Below are 14,146 nucleotides of genomic sequence, written 5' to 3'. Positions count from 1 at the left end.
CCCCTACGGCGCGAACGAGTCCAGGACCCTGTCCAGCATCCACTCGAACGCGGCCTCCAGATCGATCGGCCCGGAGTCCTCCATGAACGCCGCGGCCAGCCGCGGATACGCCCCGCTCGCGATCTGCCCCCCGAGGTACGCGATCCGGATCTCGTTCTCCTGCTCCTCCGACCACGGCAGCGAACGCACCCGCTCGGCGGTCGCCAGTTCGTTCGTGGCGTACATCGTCACGCACCCGTTCAGCATCCCCAGGAGCTGCATCTTCGTCCCGTACGGCGCGTCGAGCGGGTCCATGCAGGCCATGCAGTGCTCCAGATACCGCAGGCTGTTGGGGCTGAACCCGTAGACCGGCGACATCAGCCGGGGCATCCAGGGGTGGCGGCGCAGCAGGTCACGCGTCTGGTGGGCCACCCGGCGCAGATCGGCCCGCCAGTCCCCGCCCGGCTCCCACAGCTCGTGTTCCCCGGCGACCACGTCGACCATCAGCTCGTACAGGTCCTCCTTGCGGGGGACGTAGTTGTAGAGCGACATCGTGCCGCAGCCCAGCTCGGCGGCCACATGCCGCATGGACACGACGTCCAGACCGCCCGCGTCGGCCAGCCGCACGGCCGCCACCGCGATGTCGGCGCGGCTGAAGGCGGGCCTCGGCCCCCGGCCGGTGCGCTCGGGGCGTGCCCAGATCACTTCGGGTCGGGCCGCTCGGCCAGCCATCGATCATCACCTCGGCCACCATCCTAGTTACGTACAGCGTACGTAATGCGCTAGGGTCGACCCATGACTACTACGTACGCTGTACTTAGTGAGGGTCTGGAGAAGAGCTTCGGCGACGTCCGTGCCGTGCGCGGTCTCGATCTGGCCGTGGAGGAGGGCACGGTGGTCGGGATGCTCGGCCCGAACGGGGCGGGCAAGACGACGGCGGTACGGCTGCTGGCCACGCTGCTGCGGCCGGACGGCGGGTCTGCGCGGATCGCGGGCCACGACCTCGTGCGGGAGCCGGCCGCCGTCCGGCGGGCGATCGGGGTGACCGGGCAGTACGCGTCGGTCGACGGCGACCTCACCGGACGGCAGAACCTGCGGCTGTTCGCGCGGCTGCACCGGGTCCGCGACACGGCGGCGCGCGCGGCCGAACTCCTCGACCGCTTCGGTCTGACCGAGGCCGCCGACCGCCCGGCCTCCACCTACTCGGGCGGTATGCGCCGCCGGCTCGACCTCGCGGCCAGTCTCGTCCGGCGCCCGGCGGTGCTCTTCCTCGACGAGCCCACCACCGGCCTCGACCCGGTCAGCCGCAACCGGACCTGGGACGCCGTGCGCGCCCTCAAGGAGGAGGGGACGACCGTGCTGCTGACGACGCAGTATCTGGAGGAGGCCGACCAACTCGCCGACCGGATCGTCCTGATGGACCGGGGCCGGATCGCGCACAGCGGTTCGCCGCCCCAACTCAAGGCGCTCATCGGGTCGTACGCGGAGGTCGTCGTCGCCCACCCGGACGCGCTGATCGCCGCGGCGGGCGTCCTCGACCAACTGACCGGCGCGGAGCCCTCGTTCGACCACGCCCGGCACGCGGTCGGCGCGGTCGCGCTCGACCCGACGCTCACGCTGCCCCGGCTGGTGCGCGAACTCGACGCGGCAGGCGTGCCGTTGATGGACGCGAGTCTGCGCCCGCCCACCCTCGACGACGTGTTCCTCCGTCTCACCGCGGGCTCACCGGCGGGCCTCGGCGACCGCCGCGACCTCAAGGAGCGTGCGGCATGAGCGCGTTGGCGTACGACGGCACGGCGATGCTGGGCCGGCAGCTGCGGCGGGTCCGCAACAACCCGGGGCTGCTGATCCTCACCCAGATCATGCCCATCTCGATGCTGCTGTTCTTCGGGTACGTCTTCGGCAGCGCCCTCGCCGTGCCGGGCGAGGAGTACCGGCGGTTCCTGGTGCCCGGTCTGCTGGTGGCGACCGCCTCCGGCGGGATCATGACGGGGATGTTCCAGGCCGCCCAGGACACCCACCGGGGCGTGATGGACCGCTTCCGGACGCTGCCGATGAGCCGGGCCGCCGTGCCCCTGGGCCAGGCCCTGGCGGACCTGGTGGTCACGGTGGCGGGGACGGCACTGTTCCTGCTGGTGGGGCTCGCCGTGGGCTGGCGGGTCGAGGGGGGCGCGCTCGCGGCCGCCGGCGCGTTCGGACTGCTGCTGCTGTTCCGGTTCGCGTGCGTGTGGATCGGTATCTTCCTGGGGCTGCTCACCCGCGACGAGGAGGCCTCCGGGCAACTGGGCGGCGCGACGTTCCTGCTGCCGCTGCTCTCCAGCGCGTACATCCCGACCGAGGGTCTGCCGGGCTGGCTGCGCACGGCCGCCGAGTGGAACCCGATCAGTGCCCTCGCCACGGCCCTGCGTGACCTCTTCGGGAACGCGGCCGTGCCGGAGGGGGCCGCCTGGCCGGTGACGCATCCCGTCGCCGGGTCGCTGCTCTGGTGCGCGCTGCTGCTCGCGGTGTTCGTACCGCTCGCGGTCCGCACCTACGCGGCGGGGCCCAGGTGACCTCCGGCCCGGTCGGGGAACGGGCCGGGGAGCGCCGGCCCCGGGGCGCGCCGTCGGGCGCGTGACACGCGGCACTCCCTGGTGACAACCGCGCCCCGGCGGGGACATGATCCACGGCATGCGTCCACTCCCCCGCACCGGTGATCCCCTGCCCCTCGACGGCATCACCGTCGTCGCCGTCGAGCAGGCCGTCGCGGCCCCCTTCGCCACCCGGCAGCTCGCCGACCTCGGCGCCCGGGTGATCAAGGTCGAGCGGGTGGACGGCGGCGACTTCGCCCGCGGCTACGACACGGCGGCCCGGGGCCTGGCCTCGCACTTCGTGTGGTGCAACCGGGGCAAGGAGTCCCTCGCGCTGGATCTGAAGGACCCGCGCGGCCTGGCCGTCGTACGCAGGCTGGTGGCGGACGCGGACGTGTTCGTGCAGAACCTCGCGCACGGCGCGGCGGCCCGGCTCGGCCTGGACGCGGCCTCGCTGTGCGCCGCGCACTCCCGGCTGATCGCCGTGGACATCTCCGGCTACGGGGCGTCGGGGCCGTACGCGGACAAGCGGGCGTACGACATGCTCGTGCAGTGCGAGGCCGGGCTGGTGTCGGTGACGGGGACACCGGAGCGGCCCGTGAAGGCGGGCGTCCCGGCGGCGGACATCGCCGCCGGGATGTACGCGTTCTCGGGGGTGCTCGCGGCGCTCGTCCGGCGGGGTACGACCGGGCGGGGCGGGCCGGTGGAGGTGTCGATGCTGGAGGCGCTGGCGGAGTGGATGGGGCATCCGCTGCACCACGCGATGCACGGCGGGAGCGCGCCGGCCCGCACGGGCCTCGGGCACGCGGTGATCGCACCGTACGACGCCTATCCGACGGCGGACGGCGGGCGGGTGCTGCTGTCGGTGCAGAACGACCGGGAGTGGCGGCGGCTCGCCGAACAGGTGCTGGGACGCCCGGAGTTGGCGGACGACCCGGCGTTCGCGACGAATCCGGCGCGGGTCGAGCGCCGGGACCGTACGGACGACCTCGTCGCCTCGGCGCTGGGGCTGCTGGACACCGACGAGGCGCTGGCGCGGCTGGAGGCGGCGGGAATCGCCTGCGCGCGGCTACGGGATGTGACGGAGGTGGCGGAGCACCCGCAGTTGGCGGCCCGGGACCGGTGGCGGGAGGTGGACTCACCGGTGGGGCCGCTCAGGGCGCTGCTGCCGCCCATCACGCTGCCGGGCGGGGACGAGGCGCGGATGGGTGCGGTGCCCGCGCTCGGGGAGCACACCGGTTCGCTGCTGCGTGCCGCGGGGATGACGGACGACGAGATCGCAGCGTTGCGCCGGGACGGCGTGGTGGCCTGAGCGCGGGCCTCCTGCGGGAAAGCCCTTGGTGCGGTGGTGCTAGCGGCTGCCGAACAGCGAGCGGCGCAGCCTCTTCAGGGGGGCGAACAGCGAGACCCTGCCGACGCGGGTGTCCTTGCGGCTGACGCGTTCCTGCGGGGAACGTGACGTTATCTCGCGCATCAGCGAGGTCGCCTCGGCGGCCTCGCGCTGTGGCACGGCGGGGCCACTCAGCACCGAGAGATGTCGGTCGAGGCGCGAGCTGGTCGCGCTGCTCCCGCACGTGATCGCAGGGACTCGCGCCCTGCGCACTGTTATCTGTTCCATGTCACTCCCCACCCGTACGAGTCCACCCGGCCCGGGCAGCGTAACCATATCGCCCCGTTGGAGCACTCGGGAATCACGGTCCCGCTATTCACCTACCCCGTAACGGTGTTGCTGATTACTCTCCGAATCCGACAGATTCCAGGGCGAGTTGGACAACTGGCTGGCTGGTGGGCTGCGGTGACCCCCCGTCGGGTTCGACGGTCACGGCGAGTGACGTCGCGTCGGTGTTCATTCCGCTCGTGACCAAGGGCGTGTCGCCGTCGAAGAGACCCAGGGAGCGTGGTTGCACGTCGGGGCGCATGAGCCAGAGCTGGTGCACCCGGTTCTTCGGGAGGTCCTCGAATCCGCCGAGGGTCACGATCGCACTCCCCTCCTCCGCGGAAGCGATCACTCCGATTCTGTGGCCCTCCGCGTCCCGGTCGCTGGTCGCACGGGCGTCCGGCGCGGTGAGAACGTGGGCGATCTCACTCGCCCGCGCGCGCTCGGCGGCCAGCTCGTCGCGGGTGCGGTCGGCCTGGACGGCGAAGAGGGAGGCCACCACGAGCGCGGCGGCGGCCGTCACGGTGGCCAGCGGGACGAGCCAAGAGCGCAACCGGGGCGCACGGGCGCGCGACCTCGGCGGCGGCTCGGTCCCCCACACATGCCGCGGCAGATGCCCGGACCGCGTCGGCTGGGCGCTCCAGGACTGGTCCTCCTGGGGTGTGCCGCTCTCCTGCGGCGTGCTGCGTACGGCGGCGAAGACCCGGTCGCGCATCGCGGCGGGGGCCGGCGCGGCCGTCGACCAGGCGAGCCGGACCGCGTCCTCGGACAGGGCGCGCACCTCGGCCGGACAGCGGTCGCAGCGCTCCAGGTGCCGCTCGAAGCGGCGCCGCTCGTCGGGCTCCAGGGCGTCCAGCGCGTAGGGGGCGGCGAGCGAGTGGAGGTCCTCGCGACGGAACAGGCTCATGCGGCACCTCCCCCGGGCCGGCCGTACAGGGCGCTCATGCGACTCCTCCCAGGCATTCGCGCAGCCGTGTGAGTCCGTCGCGCATACGGGTCTTGACCGTGCCGAGCGGCAGGGAGAGCTGCTCGGCCACTTCACGGTAGGTGTAGCCGTCGTAGTAGGCGAGGGTGACGGACTCGCGCTGGAGCGTGGTGAGCTTCTCCAGGCAGTGGCGCACCCACTGGCGTTCGAGGCCGGCCTCGACCTCCTCGGCGACCTGGTCGAAGGCGGTGTGGTGGTTGCGTCGTCCCTCGCGCTGCTCGCGCTCGGTGGCGGCGCGGGCGCTGCGCACCCGGTCCACCGCGCGCCGGTGCGCGAGGGTGAGTATCCAGGACAGCGCACTGCCCCGCGCCGGGTCGAACCGGCTCGCGGAACGCCAGAGTTCGAGCAGCACCTCCTGGGCCACCTCCTCCGACTGCGCGGGGTCCCGTACGACCCGGCGCACCAGCCCGAACACCGGGCCGGACACCAGGCCGTACAACTCCTCGAACGCTCGTTGGTCGCCCCCGGCCACCCGGACCAGAAGCCTGTCCGCCTCCACTCGCTCCCCCTCGCCTCCGGCCGAGCACGGCCATCCCCGCGCGTAAGGCATTCGCAACCGACCCACCTCCGGATGGGGGTACGGATCCGGAACACATCCCGATCAACAAATCCCGCTCTCCGCTGAAACAACCTTTCAAACGCGCCGTAAGAACGTTTGGGATTCGACCAATCCACCCTGCCGACCGCTCCGAATGGCGTTCGTCAGGCAAGTTGGGACAGAGGACGGACGGCATGACGACACCTACTTCCAGGAGCGGCGCGGGACGGCGGAGCATCGCGTCCCTCATCTGTGCTTCGCTGGCCGCCGGAGGACTCGCGGCCGCCGGAGTCACCGTGCTGGAGCCGGGGGCGGCTTCCGCCTCCAGCCACCGGGAGGCCCCGCTCATCTCGGGGGAGCCCCAGTTCGACAACACCGACGTGTACGCGTTCGTCAGCCCCGACAAGCCGGATACGACGACGGTGATCGCGAACTGGATCCCCTTCGAGGAGCCCGCGGGCGGCCCGAACTTCTTCACCTTCTCCGAGGACGCGGAGTACGACATCCGCGTCGACCAGGACGGCGACGCCCAGGAAGACCTGATCTTCCGGTACACGTTCAAGACGAAGACGAAGAACGACAGGACCTTCCTGTACAACACGGGCGTCGTGGAGAGCCTCGACGACCCGGACCTGAACATCACGCAGACGTACGACATCGACCTCATCAAGCTGAAGAACCGTCGGGCGGTCTCCAAGACGAAGCTCGCGGACGACGTGTGGGTGGCGCCGTCGAACGTCGGCAAGGCGTCGATGCCGGACTTCAAGAAGCTGCGCGACGAGGCCGTCTACAAGACGGCGAGCGGGGTGACCACGTACGCCGGTCAGGCCGACGACCCCTTCTTCCTGGACCTGCGCGTCTTCGACCTGCTCTACGGCGGTGACCTCTCCGAGGTCGGCCGGGACACGCTGAAGGGCTACAACGTCAACTCGATCGCCCTGCAGGTCCCGAGCGAGGCGCTCGTGCAGTCCAAGGACCAGCCGATCGTCGGCATCTGGTCGACGACGCAGCGCCAGGGCGCCGACGGTCAGTACCACCAGGTGTCGCGCCTCGGCATGCCGCTGGTGAACGAGGTCGTCAACCCCATCGGTGACAAGGACAAGTTCAACGCGTCCTCGCCGGTGGACGACGCCCAGTTCCTGAAGAACGTCACCGAGCCCGAGCTGCCCAAGCTCATCGAGGCGATCTACAAGATCCCGGCGCCCAAGGAGCCGCGCAACGACCTCGTCGACGTCTTCCTCAAGGGCGTCGAGGGGCTCAACCAGCCCCCGCACGTGACGCCTTCGGAGCAGCTGCGGCTCAACACCTCCATCGAGCCCACCGCGAAGCCGAAGCGGCTGGGTGTGCTGGACGGCGACAACCAGGGCTTCCCGAACGGGCGCCGGCTCACCGACGACGTGATCGACATCGCGCTCCAGGTCGTCGAGGGCGAACTGGTCGACGCGCCCAACGACCTGGGCGACGCGGTCGACAAGAACGACAAGAAGTTCGGCAAGTCCTTCCCGTACGTCGGTCTGCCGACGGCCGGTTCGCGGGGCAAGACGGTCAAGGGCAACACCACGAACAACGTCCGCAGCGCGCTGGGCGGCAGTGTCGAGAGCGGCACCGACGACACCACGCTGATCGCCGCCTCGGCCGGAGCCGGCGCGGCCGGTGTCCTGCTGATCGGCTCGGGTCTGCTGTGGTGGCGCCGTCGCAACGACCGCGCGTACTACTAGCCGATCCCTCGTCCGGGCCCTTCCCCATGGGGCCCGGCCGACGTGACCGGCGCGGCCCGCTCGTATCCATCCCCCACGGCGCGGGCCGCGCCCCACGACCACGATCACCGCACTCGGCAAGGATGTTGAGGAGAGGGCATGTCCCCGCGTACGAACGAGAGCGCGCCGCAGAACGGGCGTCCGCGTCCCGACGAGGGGGCACCCGAGCAGGACCGACCCCGACTCACCACATCCACCGGGCCGACGGACACCGGGTCCGCCGCGGTGGCGGAGCGGGGGGCCGACACCGGGTCCGCCCCGGCGCCCGGTCCGGCGTCGGACGACGGGCCGCGGCCCGTGCCCGTTCCGACGGCCGGGGCCGACGCTCGCTCCGATGCGGCTTCCACTGCCGAGCCGAGCCCGGCGTCCGACGCCGACGACGAGGCCGAGGCCGAGGCCGAGGCCGCATCCAGGCCCGATGCCCAGGCCGAACCCGCGTCCGGCGTCGAGACCCGTTCCGCGGTCGAGGCCGACCTGGACGTCGGCTCAGGCGCGGTGCCCGTGTCCGGGTCCGCGTCGTGCGGCGAAGGGAACCCGGCTCCCGCGTCGGTGGACTGTCATGGGTCGGCTTCTCGGCCCGGCCGCCGGCCCGTGGCCGAGTCGGCCGGGCGGCGGCTGATGCGGGTCGGTGCCTGTGCGGTGGCGCTGGCCGTCGCGTTCACCGGGTTCGCGGTGGCGCTCGGTGCCGGGGACGACGACCGGACCGTGGCCATGTCCTCCTCACCGGGTGTGTCCGCGGCCCAGCTCGCCGGCGGCGACCTCGACACGGCGGTCGAACGGCTCCAGGCCCATCTCAAGGAACAACCCAAGGACTTCGGTTCCTGGTCCACACTCGGCCTCGCCTATGTCGAGCAGGCCCGGGTCAAGGGCGACCCCTCCCGCTACCCGCAGGCCGAGAAGGCCCTGAAGCGCTCGCTGGAGCTGCGCCCGGACAACGACCCGGCGCTCGCGGGCCTCGCCGCCCTCGCCGCCGCCCGCCACGACTTCGAGGACGCCCTGCGGTTCGCGGACCGGGCGTTGAAGGAGAACCCGTACAGCGAGCGGGCGCTGTGCAGCCGCGTCGACGCCCTCGTCGAACTCGGGCGCTACGACGACGCGTTGGCGGCGGTCCGCCTCGCCGACACCCGCCGCCCCGGCATCCCCGTCTTCACCCGCTACGCCTACGTGTACGAACTGCGCGGCGACGTGAAGACCGCCCGACGCGTCCTGGAGCAGGCCCTGGACTCGGCGGCCACCCGCGGCGACATCGCCTACGTGGCCACCCAGCTCGGCCAACTCGCCTGGAAGCAGGGCGACTACAGGACCGCGCTCGACCACTACGCCCGCGCACTCGGCGCCGACGACACCTATCTCCCCGCACTGGAGGGCCGCGCCCGCGCCCAGGCCGCGAGCGGCGACGACGCGGAGGCGATCCGCGGCCTGGAGCAGGTGGTTTCCTCCTACCCGCTGCCGGGACCCCTCGTCGTGCTCGGCGAGCTGTACGAGGCCAAGGGCGACAGGACCAAGGCGAACGACCAGTACGCGCTGGTGGACGCCTACACCGCCATCGCTCGCGCGAACGGCGTCAACGCCGACCTCGACACCGCGCTGGCCGCCGCCGACCACGGCGACACCAAGGCCGCGCTGCGGGCCGCCGAGGCCGAGTTCGAGCGCCGCGAGACGGTGCACACGGCGGACGCCCTCGCCTGGGCGCTGCACGTCAACGGCCGCGACGAGGAGGCCCTGCCGTACGCCCGCCGGGCCACCGCCACCGGCTACAAGGACGCGACCTTCCTGTACCACCGCGGCATGGTCGAGTACGAGGCCGGCGACAAGAAGGACGCCCGCAGGACCCTCAAGGCGGCGCTCGACCTCAACGCCGGCTTCTCGCCGCTCGGCGCGGCCGAGGCCCGCGAGACCCTGAAGACACTGCAGGCTCTGGAGACCGCCAAGTGATCTCTCCCCGGCGCGTGTTCGCCTCCGGCACGGCGGTCCTGGCGGCCGCCTGCGCGCTCGTCCTCGGCCCCGCCGAGGCCGCGAGCGCCCACCCGCTCGGCAACTTCACCGTCAACCGGTACGACGGCCTGGTCGCCGCCCCCGGGCAGTTGCGGATCCTCCACGTCGAGGACCTGGCGGAGATCCCGGCGACCCAGGCCGCGCCCGTCCTCAAGCGCCAGGGCGTGGAGAGTTGGGCCCGGGAGCGGTGCGAGAAGGCCGCCGAGGGCAGTGAGGTCACCGTCGACGGGAGCGCCGCCGAGGTGGCGCTGAAGTCGAGCCGGGCCGAGGAGCGGCCGGGCCAGGCGGGGCTGAAGACGCTGCGGGTGGAGTGCAGGCTGACGGCCGCGCTGCCGGACCGGGCCGCCGACGTACGCTTCCACGCCGCCGTGGACTCCGGCCCCGGTTGGCGCGAGGTCACCGCCCAGGGCGACCGGATGACCCTGGCCGGGTCGGATGTGCCCGAGGAGTCGGTGTCGAAGCGACTCACCGACTACCCCGCGGAGTTGTTGCAGTCGCCGGAGGACACGGCCACGGCCTCGCTCCAGGTCCGGCCGGGCGGTCCCGCGCTGGCCGAGCGGGAGAGCGCCGCGCCCGGCGCCTCGATCCTCCCGCGCGGCGCGGACCGCTGGACCAGGGCCCTCGACGACCTGGTCTCCAGCCAGGACCTCACCTTCGGCTTCGGCGCCCTGGCCTTCGGCATCGCCCTGTTCCTGGGCGCCATGCACGCGCTCGGCCCGGGTCACGGCAAGACCCTGATGGCCGCGACGGCCGCCGCGCGGGACCGGGCCCGGATGCGGGACGTGCTGCCCATGGCCGCGTCCGTGACGGTCACCCACACCCTGGGCGTCGTCGCCCTCGGCCTGCTCGTCCTGGCCGGTTCCGCCGCCGCCCCGTCCGTGATCACCTGGCTCGGCATCGCGAGCGGCCTGTTCGTGATGGGTGCGGGCGTCACCCTCGCCCGCCGCGCATGGCTCAACCGCAAACTGGCCCTCACCCACGCGAGCGCACACGGGCACGATCACGCCCACGGCCATGGGCACTCACACGACCACGGCCACGGCCACGGCGATGACCACAGCCACGACCACGACCACGACCACGACCACGGCCACGACCACAGCCACGCGCACGGGCACGGGCACTCTCACGACCACAGCCACGGAGACGGCCACACCCACGGGCACGACCACGAGCCGGAGCCCAGCCGGGAGCTCGTACTCGCCCAGGCCGCTCCTTCACACGCTCACGCGCACAGCGAGCCCCGCACGCACACCCACGCGCCGGTCGCCCCCCACGACCACCGACACGGCGACAAGCACGGCCACGGCCACGGCCATGACCACACCCACGACCACCACCACAGCCCCGACGACGCGCCCCAGGAGAAGCGCTCCCTCTTCGGCGGCGGGATCACGCACACCCACGGCGGCTTCACCCACACCCACCCCACCGCGCCCACCCTGCGCGGCACGATCCTGCTCGGCTTCGCGGGTGGCATGGTGCCGAGCCCGTCCGCCGTGGTCGTCCTGGTCGGCGCGGCGGCACTGGGGAAGGCATGGTTCGGCCTGCTGCTCGTGCTGGCGTACGGCATCGGCCTCGCGCTCACGCTGACCGCGGCCGGCTACGCCGTGGTGAAGGCGGGCGGCTGGGTGACACGGGTGATGGACCGCGGCGAGGGCCGGCTCGGCGGGCCGACGGCCGCGCTGGTGCGCAGGACCGTACCGCTGGCGTCGGCTCTGCTGGTCGTCGCGCTCGGGGCCGTTCTGGTGTTCAGGGGGGCAACATCCGCACTCGGCTGAGCTACTTTTGGGGAGAAAAAGCACGGAGTGGAGATTCCGGGCCGATGCGCGTGCGGATGCGAGTGACGGGGGATGGCCGTGTCCGAAGAACCGGGCGGTGAACGGGTGATCGCGGGCCGCTACCGGCTGCTGACCCCGCTGGGCGAGGGCGGCATGGGAACCGTGTGGCGGGCCCGCGACGAGGTGCTGCAGCGCGAGGTCGCCGTCAAGGAGGTGCGGGCGCCGGGCGGTATCGCGGTCTCCGACGTCGAGCGGATGTACGCCCGTCTGGAGCGGGAGGCGTGGGCCGCGGCCCGGGTCGCCAACCGCAATGTGGTCACGGTGTACGACGTGGCGATGGAGGACGGCCGCCCGTGGATCGTGATGGAGCTGGTGCGCGGGCTGTCGCTCGCCGATCTCCTGGACGGCGAGGGGCCCCTGTCCCCGCAGCGCGCCGCGCACATCGGCGCCGAGGTGCTGTCCGCGCTGCGCGCCGCGCACGAGGCGGGTGTGCTGCACCGGGACGTGAAACCGGCCAATGTGCTCATCTCCAACGACAACCGGGTCGTGCTCACCGACTTCGGCATCGCCACGGTCGAGGGCAGCTCCGCGCTGACCATGACCGGTGAGGTGATCGGCTCCCCGGAGTTCCTCGCGCCCGAGCGGGCGCTCGGCCGGGCGTTCGGCCCCGAGTCGGACCTGTGGTCGCTCGGGGTGCTGCTGTACGCGGCGGTGGAGGGCAACTCGCCGTTCCGGCAGAACACCCCGCTGAGCACCCTGCGCGTGGTCGTGGACGAGGAGCTGCCGCCGCCGCACCGGGCCGGTCCGCTGGCCCCGGTGATCGAGGGGCTGCTGCGCAAGGATCCGGCCGAACGGATCTCCGCCGAGCAGGCCGAGCGGGACCTACGCATCATCGGCGCCGGGGGAACCCCGCACGCGGACGCGACGACCCCGTACAGCCCCACGGTGGCCGCCTTCCCAGCCACGGGCGCGAGCACGAACACGGAACCGGACGTGAACCGGTACGGGCCGCCGACCCCGCCTCGCCCCACCCCGGCTGCCACCCACCCCTCCCCGGTTCCCACCCGCGAGCCGGACCGCAACCGGCGGGCCCTGGTCTTCCTGGTCGCAGGCATCGCGGCGATCGCCTTCGCCATCGCGGGCCTGACATACGCCCTGGTCAACCAGGACGACGACGGCAAGGACGGCAGTCCGACCAACGGGGCGGGCACGGTGGGCGGCACCGACGACCGGACGGCCGACGGCGGTACGGGCGAGGAGCCCGGCGGGGGCGACGAGACGAGCGCCGACGAATCGCCCTCGGACACGCCCACCGAGGACAAGCCGACCACCAAGCCGCCCGCGCAGTCGGTCGAGGTGTCCGTCGAGGGCGTGAACACCGACTACTCCGGCACCTGTCCGCCCGAGGACGCCGACGCTCCCACCTTCACGGCGACGTTCACCGTGGGCAGCGTCCCCGTGGACGTCGACTACCGGTGGGTGGCGAGGAGCGGCGAGGTGGAGGACGAGGGCTGGAAGACCCTGTCGTTCGCGTCCGGCGGTGGGAAGACCAAGCAGGACCGGGTCGTCGTCTCGACGAACGGGAGCCACTCGGACGAGATCGGCGTCGAGGTGCGCGGTCCGGTGAAGACGGAGTCGAACAAGGTCGCGTTCTCGGTGACGTGCGAGTCGGAGGCCCCGACCACGGGCGGGACCTCCCCCTCCGACGACTCGGAGAACCCAGGCGGCTACGGCGACTCGGACGCCGACTACGACGACGAGGCCGGAGCCCTGAACGGAGCCGTCAGGCCGCGTTCCTGAAGACCGGCAGATAACCGCCCGACTGGCCCGCGGCCTTCGGGTGGTACGACTCGCCGATGTTCAGCAGGTTGAGGCTGTGCAGCCACGCGCTGCCCGAACACAGTTCGTGCCCGGTGAACGCGGAGCGGACGTCGCCGAAGGTGAACCCGTGGTCGGCGGCGCGTTTGGCGATCGCGGTGTTCAGGTAGTCGGACGCGTTGTTGATGGCGGTCCGCTTGGCCTGGGACAGGCCGGGGCAGGTGCCGCCCAGCTGGTAGAAGCGGGGGTAGCCGAGCACCACCACATGGGCGGACGGTGCCTTCGCGCTGATCGCCGAGTAGACCTTGTCGAGTTGGCCGGGGAGCGTCGAGTCGACGTACGCCTTCGCCGTGTTGATGCGGGAGACGCAGGCGCTGTCGGACTGCAGGACGCAGGTGGTCATGACGTCGGCGAAGCCGGCGTCGTTCCCGCCGACGGAGACGGAGACCAGCCCCGTGCCCGCGCCGAGCGGCCCGAGTTGACTCGCCAGAACATCACCCGTTCGGGCGCCCGAGCAGGCCGTGAAGTCGAAGGACGAGGGAGCGTTGGCGGCCGCCCAGAGGTACGGGTAGGCCTTCGTGCTGCGCTTGCAGTCGCCGCTGGAGGAGAGGTAGCTCCCCGCGCCGACACCCGAGGAGTAGGAGTCGCCGAGCGCCACATAGCCGGTGGCGGCGGCCTGTTGGGACGCCTGCGCCGTCGCGGCCCCGGTCAGGCCCGCGCCGACGGCGAGGAGGAGTGAGGTCATGTATGCCGCAAGTCGGGAACGTCTCATGGAACCTCCCTTTAGCAGGATCTCTGCCTCAACCGTCGTAGCAACTACGCGTGTTGATCGGAAGTGTTCATGTCAATACTTTCCCGCCCGCAAGCACCTGTACCCACCGCGCTCCCTCCCTCGTTCGATTTCAGATGTGTGACAGAAACATGACAACGCTTCAACTCTCTTGAGCTACACCCGTAGATCACTCAATCTGCTTACAGCCGAGAGCGGAACGCGACGCTCCCGGTCGTGAGTGCGATTCCGCACGCACCCCCCACGGACGCGCGCCCCACCCAGGCGCGCGTCGCC

At 72.1% G+C, this 14,146-nt stretch carries 12 protein-coding genes; 7 read left to right on the top strand and 5 right to left on the bottom strand.

Features of this window, described 5'->3' with window-relative positions:
• Positions 1-3: 3 nt before the first annotated feature.
• Positions 4-711: a TetR/AcrR family transcriptional regulator gene (locus tag GWK25_RS15320; protein WP_215450782.1), complete on the bottom strand. Its 708-nt coding sequence runs from the start codon at positions 709-711 to the stop codon at positions 4-6.
• Between the two features lie 63 nt (positions 712-774).
• Between GWK25_RS15320 and GWK25_RS15315 the strand changes: the two genes are divergently transcribed.
• The 3 genes from GWK25_RS15315 (at position 775) to GWK25_RS15305 (ending at position 3,861) form a co-directional block, all read left to right on the top strand.
• Complete coding sequence (locus GWK25_RS15315; protein ID WP_215450781.1) at positions 775-1,752, top strand: ATP-binding cassette domain-containing protein; 978 nt, start codon at positions 775-777, stop codon at positions 1,750-1,752.
• Positions 1,749-2,531: an ABC transporter permease gene (locus GWK25_RS15310; protein ID WP_215450780.1), complete on the top strand. Its 783-nt coding sequence runs from the start codon at positions 1,749-1,751 to the stop codon at positions 2,529-2,531. The genes GWK25_RS15315 and GWK25_RS15310 overlap by 4 nt, the downstream gene beginning before the upstream one ends.
• Before the next feature lie 106 nt (positions 2,532-2,637).
• Positions 2,638-3,861 carry a CaiB/BaiF CoA-transferase family protein gene (locus tag GWK25_RS15305; RefSeq protein ID WP_215450779.1) on the top strand — a complete coding sequence of 408 codons (1,224 nt, stop codon included), beginning with the start codon at positions 2,638-2,640 and terminating at the stop codon, positions 3,859-3,861.
• A 39-nt stretch (positions 3,862-3,900) separates the two neighbouring features.
• Here the strand turns inward: GWK25_RS15305 and GWK25_RS15300 are convergent, their stop codons facing one another.
• The 3 genes from GWK25_RS15300 to GWK25_RS15290 form a co-directional block, all read right to left on the bottom strand.
• Positions 3,901-4,167, bottom strand: a complete 267-nt coding sequence (locus GWK25_RS15300; RefSeq protein ID WP_215450778.1) for a hypothetical protein — start codon at positions 4,165-4,167, stop codon at positions 3,901-3,903.
• A 115-nt stretch (positions 4,168-4,282) separates the two neighbouring features.
• A complete protein-coding gene (locus GWK25_RS15295; protein WP_215450777.1) occupies positions 4,283-5,113 on the bottom strand; it encodes an anti-sigma factor domain-containing protein in 831 nt (276 codons plus the stop codon).
• Positions 5,114-5,147: 34 nt separating this feature from the next.
• Entirely contained in the window at positions 5,148-5,690 is a 543-nt protein-coding gene (locus GWK25_RS15290) for a sigma-70 family RNA polymerase sigma factor (RefSeq protein WP_215450776.1), read from the bottom strand.
• A 233-nt stretch (positions 5,691-5,923) separates the two neighbouring features.
• On the opposite strand from GWK25_RS15290, the gene GWK25_RS15285 reads away from it, so the two are divergent.
• The 4 genes from GWK25_RS15285 to GWK25_RS15270 all read left to right on the top strand — a co-directional run bounded on the left by GWK25_RS15285 (position 5,924) and on the right by GWK25_RS15270 (position 13,062).
• Complete coding sequence (locus GWK25_RS15285) at positions 5,924-7,447, top strand: DUF4331 domain-containing protein (RefSeq protein WP_215450775.1); 1,524 nt, start codon at positions 5,924-5,926, stop codon at positions 7,445-7,447.
• A gap of 138 nt (positions 7,448-7,585) precedes the next feature.
• Complete coding sequence (locus tag GWK25_RS15280; protein ID WP_215450774.1) at positions 7,586-9,421, top strand: tetratricopeptide repeat protein; 1,836 nt, start codon at positions 7,586-7,588, stop codon at positions 9,419-9,421.
• The gene (locus tag GWK25_RS15275) at positions 9,418-11,262 is read left to right on the top strand and encodes a nickel transporter (protein ID WP_215450773.1); all 1,845 of its coding nucleotides are present in this window, start codon (positions 9,418-9,420) and stop codon (positions 11,260-11,262) included. The genes GWK25_RS15280 and GWK25_RS15275 overlap by 4 nt, the downstream gene beginning before the upstream one ends.
• Positions 11,263-11,334: 72 nt before the next feature.
• On the top strand, positions 11,335-13,062 hold the full coding sequence (locus GWK25_RS15270) for a serine/threonine-protein kinase (RefSeq protein ID WP_215450772.1): 1,728 nt from the start codon (positions 11,335-11,337) through the stop codon (positions 13,060-13,062).
• Here GWK25_RS15270 and GWK25_RS15265 read toward each other — a convergent pair.
• On the bottom strand, positions 13,046-13,852 hold the full coding sequence (locus GWK25_RS15265; protein WP_215450771.1) for an SGNH/GDSL hydrolase family protein: 807 nt from the start codon (positions 13,850-13,852) through the stop codon (positions 13,046-13,048). The two genes, GWK25_RS15270 and GWK25_RS15265, sit on opposite strands and share 17 nt — an antisense overlap.
• Between the last annotated feature and the right edge of the window lie 294 nt (positions 13,853-14,146).

Source organism: Streptomyces sp. ATCC 21386 (assembly GCF_018728545.1).
In the GTDB taxonomy this organism is placed as follows: Bacteria; Actinomycetota; Actinomycetes; order Streptomycetales; family Streptomycetaceae; genus Streptomyces.
Note: the sequence above shows the minus strand (reverse complement) of the source record. Positions and strands in the feature narration are given on the sequence as shown.

Bases quoted from the DNA above. Each gene is read 5' to 3' on its own strand.
- GWK25_RS15320 (WP_215450782.1), bottom strand. From the start codon at position 711: ATGGCTGGCCGAGCGGCCCGACCCGAAGTGATCTGGGCACGCCCCGAG.
- GWK25_RS15315 (WP_215450781.1), top strand. From the start codon at position 775: ATGACTACTACGTACGCTGTACTTAGTGAGGGTCTGGAGAAGAGCTTC.
- GWK25_RS15310 (WP_215450780.1), top strand. From the start codon at position 1,749: ATGAGCGCGTTGGCGTACGACGGCACGGCGATGCTGGGCCGGCAGCTG.
- GWK25_RS15305 (WP_215450779.1), top strand. From the start codon at position 2,638: ATGATCCACGGCATGCGTCCACTCCCCCGCACCGGTGATCCCCTGCCC.
- GWK25_RS15300 (WP_215450778.1), bottom strand. From the start codon at position 4,167: ATGGAACAGATAACAGTGCGCAGGGCGCGAGTCCCTGCGATCACGTGC.
- GWK25_RS15295 (WP_215450777.1), bottom strand. From the start codon at position 5,113: ATGAGCCTGTTCCGTCGCGAGGACCTCCACTCGCTCGCCGCCCCCTAC.
- GWK25_RS15285 (WP_215450775.1), top strand. From the start codon at position 5,924: ATGACGACACCTACTTCCAGGAGCGGCGCGGGACGGCGGAGCATCGCG.
- GWK25_RS15280 (WP_215450774.1), top strand. From the start codon at position 7,586: ATGTCCCCGCGTACGAACGAGAGCGCGCCGCAGAACGGGCGTCCGCGT.
- GWK25_RS15270 (WP_215450772.1), top strand. From the start codon at position 11,335: ATGGCCGTGTCCGAAGAACCGGGCGGTGAACGGGTGATCGCGGGCCGC.
- GWK25_RS15265 (WP_215450771.1), bottom strand. From the start codon at position 13,852: ATGAGACGTTCCCGACTTGCGGCATACATGACCTCACTCCTCCTCGCC.